Annotated in this window: 6 protein-coding genes, 5 tRNA genes and 1 pseudogene; 9 read left to right on the top strand and 3 right to left on the bottom strand. The window is 73.5% G+C overall.

Annotated elements, in window-relative coordinates; translation table 11 throughout:
* Positions 1-41 precede the first annotated feature (41 nt).
* Entirely contained in the window at positions 42-644 is a 603-nt protein-coding gene (locus tag EAD96_RS01345) for a TetR/AcrR family transcriptional regulator (protein WP_091420285.1), read from the bottom strand.
* A gap of 274 nt (positions 645-918) precedes the next feature.
* Here EAD96_RS01345 and EAD96_RS01340 point away from each other — a divergent pair.
* The 6 genes from EAD96_RS01340 (at position 919) to EAD96_RS01315 (ending at position 4,418) form a co-directional block, all read left to right on the top strand.
* Positions 919-991, top strand: a tRNA-Gly gene (locus EAD96_RS01340).
* 34 nt (positions 992-1,025) lie between these two features.
* Positions 1,026-1,096 (top strand) — tRNA-Cys (locus tag EAD96_RS01335).
* A gap of 12 nt (positions 1,097-1,108) precedes the next feature.
* Positions 1,109-1,183, top strand: a tRNA-Val gene (locus tag EAD96_RS01330).
* Positions 1,184-1,295: 112 nt separating this feature from the next.
* Positions 1,296-2,114, top strand: coding sequence for an isocitrate lyase/phosphoenolpyruvate mutase family protein (locus EAD96_RS01325; protein WP_121682984.1), 819 nt, complete (start codon positions 1,296-1,298; stop codon positions 2,112-2,114).
* Positions 2,115-2,166: 52 nt separating this feature from the next.
* Entirely contained in the window at positions 2,167-3,636 is a 1,470-nt protein-coding gene (locus tag EAD96_RS31370) for a response regulator transcription factor (protein WP_233585346.1), read from the top strand.
* A 95-nt stretch (positions 3,637-3,731) separates the two neighbouring features.
* Positions 3,732-4,418 (top strand): hypothetical protein, encoded by a 687-nt coding sequence (locus EAD96_RS01315; RefSeq protein WP_121682982.1) that lies wholly within the window; start codon positions 3,732-3,734, stop codon positions 4,416-4,418.
* Positions 4,419-4,494: 76 nt separating this feature from the next.
* Here the strand turns inward: EAD96_RS01315 and EAD96_RS01310 are convergent, their stop codons facing one another.
* Positions 4,495-4,740 carry a DUF6458 family protein gene (locus EAD96_RS01310; RefSeq protein ID WP_013284878.1) on the bottom strand — a complete coding sequence of 82 codons (246 nt, stop codon included), beginning with the start codon at positions 4,738-4,740 and terminating at the stop codon, positions 4,495-4,497.
* A gap of 159 nt (positions 4,741-4,899) precedes the next feature.
* Here EAD96_RS01310 and EAD96_RS01305 point away from each other — a divergent pair.
* The 3 genes from EAD96_RS01305 (at position 4,900) to EAD96_RS01295 (ending at position 6,869) form a co-directional block, all read left to right on the top strand.
* A tRNA-Gly gene (locus EAD96_RS01305) sits at positions 4,900-4,972 on the top strand.
* An 11-nt stretch (positions 4,973-4,983) separates the two neighbouring features.
* Positions 4,984-5,055, top strand: a tRNA-Val gene (locus tag EAD96_RS01300).
* A gap of 167 nt (positions 5,056-5,222) precedes the next feature.
* Positions 5,223-6,869: a PKD domain-containing protein gene (locus EAD96_RS01295; RefSeq protein WP_158614771.1), complete on the top strand. Its 1,647-nt coding sequence runs from the start codon at positions 5,223-5,225 to the stop codon at positions 6,867-6,869.
* 61 nt (positions 6,870-6,930) lie between these two features.
* Here EAD96_RS01295 and EAD96_RS01290 read toward each other — a convergent pair.
* Positions 6,931-7,121: pseudogene (locus EAD96_RS01290) on the bottom strand (hypothetical protein); the annotation flags it as partial.

Below are 7,121 nucleotides of genomic sequence, written 5' to 3'. Positions count from 1 at the left end.
CTCCCGCCCTCGCTGGCACTGACCCGCCGCGGGTGGGGCGGTCAGTCGAGCTGGCTGGGCTCCAGGCCCAGCTCCCGGGCGGCCACCAGACGGATCCACTCGGCGATCTGCCGGCGGGTGATCACCCGCTCGTGCACCGCGAGCTGGACCGCCAGCCCGTCCATCACCGCGCTGATCCGCCAGGCCGCGCCGGCCGGGTCGGGGCAGTCGAACGTGCCCTCGGCGACCCCGGCGGTGATCACCGCGGCCAGGTCCTGCCGCCACCGCAGGTCGAGACGCCGGGAGAGCTTCTCCAGTTCCGGCGTACGCAGCGACTCCGCCCAGCCGTCGATCCACATCGACCAGGAGGTGGCCCGGCCGGTCGGCGCGTAGAGGCGCAGCATCCGGCGCAGCTTCGCCAGCGGCGGGGCGGAGGAGCGCAGCACCGCGTCGAGGCGGGCCAGATCCTGCTCGACCGCGTACGCGAAGGCCTGCGCGAGCAGGCGGTCCTTCGTCGCAAAGTGGTAGAAGACGAGCGCCTGGCTGACCCCGGCGGCCTCGGCCACGTCCGCGGTGCGGGTGTTGGCGAGCCCTCTTTCCGCGATCACCTCGCAGGCCGTACGCAGCAGCGCGTCCAGGCGGATCTCGGCGGCTCGTCTCGTCACGGCGTTACGGTAACCCATCCGTATGACCACAGGGAGTTACCGAAGCGGCCGGTCGGCGGGAGGACAGTCGGATGCCGGACACTCGGGTCGCCGAGCGGATTCCGCAGGTCGCGGCCCTGCCTGCCAGCCCCGGAGGTCAGCCACCCAGGCTCCTAGGAAGCCTGCGGGGTGCGGTGCCGAGCGCATCCGGACGCGCCGGAAGGGGACCCGATTTGGCAACCGTTCCCGGGCTCGGCTAAAGTTCTCATCCGTCACCGGATAACACCGGGGGCGTGCGGACGTAGCGCAGCTGGTAGCGCATCACCTTGCCAAGGTGAGGGTCGCGGGTTCGAATCCCGTCGTCCGCTCGGAGATGCCGCCACGCAGTTCGGGGGCAACCTCGGTGGAGTGGCCGAGAGGCGAGGCAACGGCCTGCAAAGCCGTGTACACGGGTTCAAATCCCGTCTCCACCTCGCAGTAGACGAGGGCGATTGGCGCAGTGGGAGCGCGCTTCCTTGACACGGAAGAGGTCACTGGTTCAAACCCAGTATCGCCCACCAGCGGAAAGGCCGTGTCGATCATTCGACACGGCCTTTCTCGTCGTCGTCGATCAGTCCAGTGCCGTGCCGCTGGCCATTGCCGCCGCCGCAGCGCCCCGCCCAGACTGGCCCGGTGGACGATCAGCAGACCCGAGCCCGGCAGTTCCGCGCCCTGCACCTACCCGGTGAACCACTGATCCTGGTCAACGCCTGGGACGCGCTGAGCGCCCGGATCGTCGCCGCGGCCGGCGCCCGGGCGGTCGCGACCACGAGCGCCGGGGTCGCGTGGAGCCGCGGCGCCCCGGACGGCGACGCGCTCGCCCGGGACACCGCCGTCGACGTGATCCGCCGGGTGGCCGACGCGGTCCCCGTACCGGTCACCGCCGACATCGAATCCGGGTACGGCGACAGCCCCGCAGAGGTCGCCGAGACGATCACCGCCGTGGTCGCGGCCGGGGCCGTCGGCGTCAACGTGGAGGACTCCCGGCACGACGGCGGAGGCCCGCTACGCCCGGTCGACGAGCAGGTGACCCGGCTCGCCGCGGTCCGGGCCGCCGCCGACCGCGCCGGCATCCCGCTGTACGTCAACGCGCGGGTGGACACGTATCTGCGCGGCGCCGGTGGCGTACCCGAGACGGTCGCGCGCGCCGAGGCGTACCTGGCTGCCGGCGCGGACGGGATCTTCGTACCCGGAACCGTGGAACCGGAGACGGTGGCCGCGCTGGCGGCGGCGATCCCCGCGCCGCTGAACGTGCTGGCCGGGCCGGGCGCGCCACCGATCGGCGAGCTGGCCCGGCTCGGCGTGGCCCGGGTGAGCATCGGACCGGCGGTGGCCGAGGCCGCGTACGCGGTGGCGCAGCGGGCGGCGGCGGAGGTGCTCGGCGCCGGGACGTACGGCGCGCTCGCCGGCGGGCTCGACTTCGACGCGCTGAACGAGCTGATGCGGAGCTGACCCGGACGGCGCGGCATCGACCGCGGGGCGGGGCACCGGGTTGAATGTGCCGGTGACCGCCTCCGTCCGCCCGGTGCCCGCGCTGCTGGGCCTGCCCGTCGTCACGGGAGTCACGGCGGGGGCGTGCGTCGTCGCGCTCGCCGGCCTGGGTGCGGCCGGTCACGGCGGCTTTGCGACCGAGCCGGCCGGCGCCCTCGCCCTGGCCGTGGCGGCAGTGGCCGCGGCGGTCGCCGCGTCCCGGCTCGCCCGGTCGGGCCACCGCGCCGCCGGGCGGCTGGCGACCGGGCTCGCCGCGTCGCTGCTGGCTTATCTGGGGCTCGCCGTCCTGGCGGTGGCCACCGTCGCGGCCGGGCACCGGTGGGCCGGTCCGGCCGTCGCGGCGTGGAACTCGGCGTGGATCCCGCCGCTCGCGCTCCTGCAACTGACCGCCTCGGCCGCCGTCCGCACCGGCACCGTCACCCCGAAGGCGCACCGGTACGTCGGTCTCGTCCTCGGCGCGGCCACGCTCGTCAACGCGCTGCTGACGACGGCGACCGAGCCGTTCGACGGGCTGCCGACGATCGCGGGGGAGTCCTGGCGTACCGCCCTCGCCCCGGTCGGCGCCGCCGTCACCCTGCTGGGCGTGGCGGCGCTGCTCCTGCTGCCGGTGACGCTCTGGCGGGCCGCTCTCGGCTCGCACCACACCGTGCGGGCGCGGCTCGGCGTGGCCGCCGCGGCCGCCACGGCGGCGCCGTTGACTGTCGTCTTCTGCCTGCTCCTCGCGATCGCCCGCGCCCCCGGTGACGTCGAGCCGTCGCTGGGCTCGGTGGCCTTCCTGGTGGCCCTGTCCGGCGCCGCCGTGTTCTCCGCCGCCTGCGCGGTCACCGCCGCCCGGGGCGCCACCGAGCCTCGCCGGGTCGGCACTGTGGTGCGTGGCACCGGCCTGGCCGCCGCGGCCCTCCTGGTCGTCGGCGCCGGCACGCTCGTCGCCGCTCCCGGCTCGTCGCTGGGCCCGACCTCGGTCGCCCTGGTCGTGTCCGCGCTGACTGTCGTCGTCGGCGGCGGGGCGTGGGCCGGCACCGGCCGGCTGGCGGCGCTCCTCACCACCGCGCCGGAAGTGCCGGCGGTGGCGCCGGTGACGCCGCGAGGCGGCGCGGAGGGTACGGCGGCAGGCGACGCGCCACCGCACGCCGGAACGCCCGATGCGGCGGTTTCGGATGTCGTCGAGACGACGGGCCCGGGCGCGGCGGCAGCGGAGGTCGCGCCGGACGCCTCCGGCGCGGCGGTGTGCGTCCCGGCCTCGGCCGGTGCGGTTCCGGCATCGGTCGGCGGGCTGACGGCGCGCGAACGTGAGGTGCTCGCCGCGCTCGCCGAAGGCGCCAGCAACGCGGGGATCGCGGCGCAGCTCGTGGTCTCCGAGCGCACCGTCGACGCCCACCTGCGCGCCATCTTCGTCAAGCTCGGCCTGACCCCGGGCGGCGACACGAACCGGCGGGTACGGGCGGCGCGGATCTGGCTGGAGCACGCACGACAGCGGCGCTGAGCAGGGCATTTCCGAAGATAGGTGTTGAGGCCGATGCCCGCGCCGGTGGTGCCTCGGCACGGTGGGGCGACACCCGATCGACGGAGGCTCCCACAGTGCCCGTACCGAACACCGTGCCCGTACCGAAGCTGCGCCGCACCGCGCTCGTCGCGCTTTTCGCCCTGCTCCTGGTGGCCCTGGCCGGCCGTACCCTGTTCATGTTGTGGGAGCCGCCGTTCGACGGCGCGATCCACTACGACGACGTACGCGAGCTGGGGTCCGCGTACTGGCCGATGAACCTCTACCTGGGCGGGCCCGCGTACGCCGTCTCCTGGATCGCCGCGGCGGTGTTCATCGTCGGTCTCGCCCGGGGCCGCGCGGGCGTGCTGAACCTGGTGGGGGCCTTCCTGGCCGGCCTCGGCGGTGTGGTGTTCGCGCTGGCGATCACCGCCGAGGTGCTGCCGTTCGCCTACGCCGCCGACCCGGCCGTCCTGCCGGAGCAGGAGGGGCGCGCGTTGTTCGACGTCTTCAACGACCAACTGGACGGGCTGCTCCCGGCAATCCTCAGCAGCCAGGTGGCGATCGTCCTCGGCATGGTCCTGGCGCTCGTCGGGATCCTGATCGGCCGCACGATGCCGCGCCCGCTGGTCGTCGCCGCGCTCGTCTACGTCGTGGCGTTCGTGCTGGTCCCGCAGGACGCCGGTCGCGCGGTGGTCGTCGTGAGCTACCTGCTCCAGGTGGCGCTCGTCGCCGCGATCGGCTGGTACGGGCTGCGCGCCGCCACCGCCGACGAGCGCCCGTAGCACAGCGGGCCGGCCGGATCGGGTGATCCGGCCGGCCCGTTCCGGGACCGATCAGCTCCGTCGGCCCCGGTCGCTGTCACATCGGCGGGGCGACGTCCCGGCGCTCCTCGACCCGGCGGTACTCCACCGGCTGCTCGGCGGTGGTCGTGACCACCTGGCGACGGCGGCCCCACACCAGCGTGGTCATGATCAGGCCGAGGACGCCGGCCGCCATCAGGATCCAGCCGACGACGTCGAGGTCGACCCCGCCGACGCTGGCGTTGAGCGCGAACGTGAGGATCGCGCCGACCGCGATCAGGAAAATGCTCGTACCGATACCCACGACAGCCTCCTTCGGGGGGATGGTTGTGCTGTCACCGGCCTCAGTACCCCGGCGGCGAGCAGCGCAACCACACGGCCACCCGACGCGGCGGGGGCCTGCCGCACGGCGATCTTGGCATCGGGTAGAGTTCACCCCGTCGCCGGCGCGAACCGGCGGCACGCGGACGTAGCGCAGCTGGTAGCGCATCACCTTGCCAAGGTGAGGGTCGCGGGTTCGAATCCCGTCGTCCGCTCGCGATTGCCCGGGCGATTGGCGCAGTGGGAGCGCGCTTCCTTGACACGGAAGAGGTCACTGGTTCAAACCCAGTATCGCCCACCGAGAGTCACCCTCACCGCCCGCCGGCGCCGCCGGTCGATCGGCGGACGTATCCCACCGGACGGTTCGTACCGGCCACATCGGTCACCCGGCTCCACCGTGCGGATTATTCAGCCGCTGCCACCGCGCGTGTCACTGTGATGCCCGATGCGCAGGGAGGCGGTCACATGCACATGATCGAGCGGGGACGATGGCGGCGGACGGCCGCCCGGTTAGGGGTGGCGACTGTCGTCGCGGCGGCCGGGGTGACGGTCTCGGCCGTGCCCGCGCAGGCCACCGCGACGCGGACGGTGGCGTTCTTCAGCATGGACGAGCCCGCGTCGTCGACGGTGCTGACCGACTACAGCGGCAACGGCCGCCACGGCACGATCGGCGGCGAGGTGGTCACCGGCGCGCTCTACGCCGGGGCGACCGGCCACCGCTTCGCCACCCACCTGCCCACCGATCAGGAGTACGTCCCGGGCCACGTCGACCTGGTGCCGCACAGCACCGACTTCAACCCGGACGCCGGGGACTTCTCGGTGACCGTCCGCTACCGGACCACGTACTCCTTCGGCAACATCCTCCAGAAGGGACAGGGCAACACGACCGGCGGCTACTGGAAGTTCGAGGCGCCCAACGGCAAGCCGAAGTGCCTGTTCCGGGGCGCGGACGGCGCCTCCCGTACCGGCTACACGGACGTGCCGATCTCCGACGGCCAGTGGCACACGGTCACGTGCAACCGCACGTCCGCGTACGTGGAGATGTACGTCGACGGTGTGCGGACCAGCCGCCTCAACGGGCCGACCGGCACCATCGCCAACACCTGGCCGCTGTCCGCCGGCGGCAAGAGCCAGTGTGACGGTACGAAGGTCACCTGCGACTACTTCGCCGGCGACATCGACTACGTGAAGATCCTGAAGGGATCGGGCGGCCCGGCCAACCAGGCGCCGGTGGCAGCGTTGACGCCGACCTGCTCCGGACTGGTGTGCACGTTCTCCGGCGCGGCGTCCAGCGACGCCGACGGCGCGATCCAGGACCACGGCTGGGCCTTCGGCGACGGGGACAGCACCGGCACCGCCTCCGTACCGACCACGTCCCACACGTACGCGGCCGCCGGCACCTACCCGGTCACGCTCACCGTCACCGACGACCGGGGCGCCACCGGCACCGCGACCGTCGACGTGACCGTTGCGCCCGTACCGGAGCGGATCTCGTTCGTCGGCCAGGCCACCGCGAACGCCAACTGGACCAGCCACACGGTCACCGTCCCGGCGGGCGTGCAGGCAGGTGACACGTTGCTGCTCCTGCTCAGCCAGAACACGCACACCGGCACCGGCGAGCCGACCGGGGTGACCGGCTGGACCAGGCTCGACCGCCTCGACGGTGGCTTCGCCACCACCACCGCCTGGTGGAAGACAGCGGGCGCGGGCGACGCGGGCACGGCGGTCCGGGTCGCGCTGGACAGCCAGGCGAAGGGCAACCTGGTGCTGGCCGCGTACCGGGGCGTCGCCCCGACCGCGCCGGTCTTCGCCAGGGCCACCGACCCGGCGAGCACCGCCACCCGGATCACCCCGTACGCGCCGGTGACCGCCGCGCAGAGCTGGGCCGTGTCGTACTGGCTGCACGGCGACAGCACCTCCACCGCGCTCACCCCGCCGTCCGGGGTGGCGGTGCGCAGCAACACCTCGCAGACCGGCGGCGGCCGGGTGACCGGGCTGCTCGCCGACTCGGCGAGCAGCGTGCCGACCGGCAACTACGGCGGGCTCACCGCAACGGGCGCCGCGGCCAGCACGACCACCACCACGTGGACGTTCGTCCTGCCCCCGGCCTGACCGATCGGGTACGCGAAAAGGCCGGCACCCCGTTGGTTCGGGGTGCCGGCCTTCGTGTCTCTTACTTGTTCCAGTGTTCGGCGACCAGGTCGGCGGCCTGCTGCTCCCACTGGGCGTAGTGGTCGGGGTAAGCACTGACCTGGACGGTCTGGGCGGCCTTGGTCAGGGGCATGTCCTGCCAGCCGTCGACCTGCTTCAGACCCTTCAGGAACGCCGTGGTCGAGTACTCGGGGTCGGTGATCTGCTCGACCG

Origin of the sequence: Micromonospora sp. BL1 (assembly GCF_003667485.1) — a bacterium.
GTDB classification, from domain to species: Bacteria; Actinomycetota; Actinomycetes; order Mycobacteriales; family Micromonosporaceae; genus Micromonospora; species Micromonospora tulbaghiae.
The sequence above is the reverse complement of the archived record's forward strand: the minus strand, read 5'-3'. Positions and strand labels throughout refer to the sequence as shown.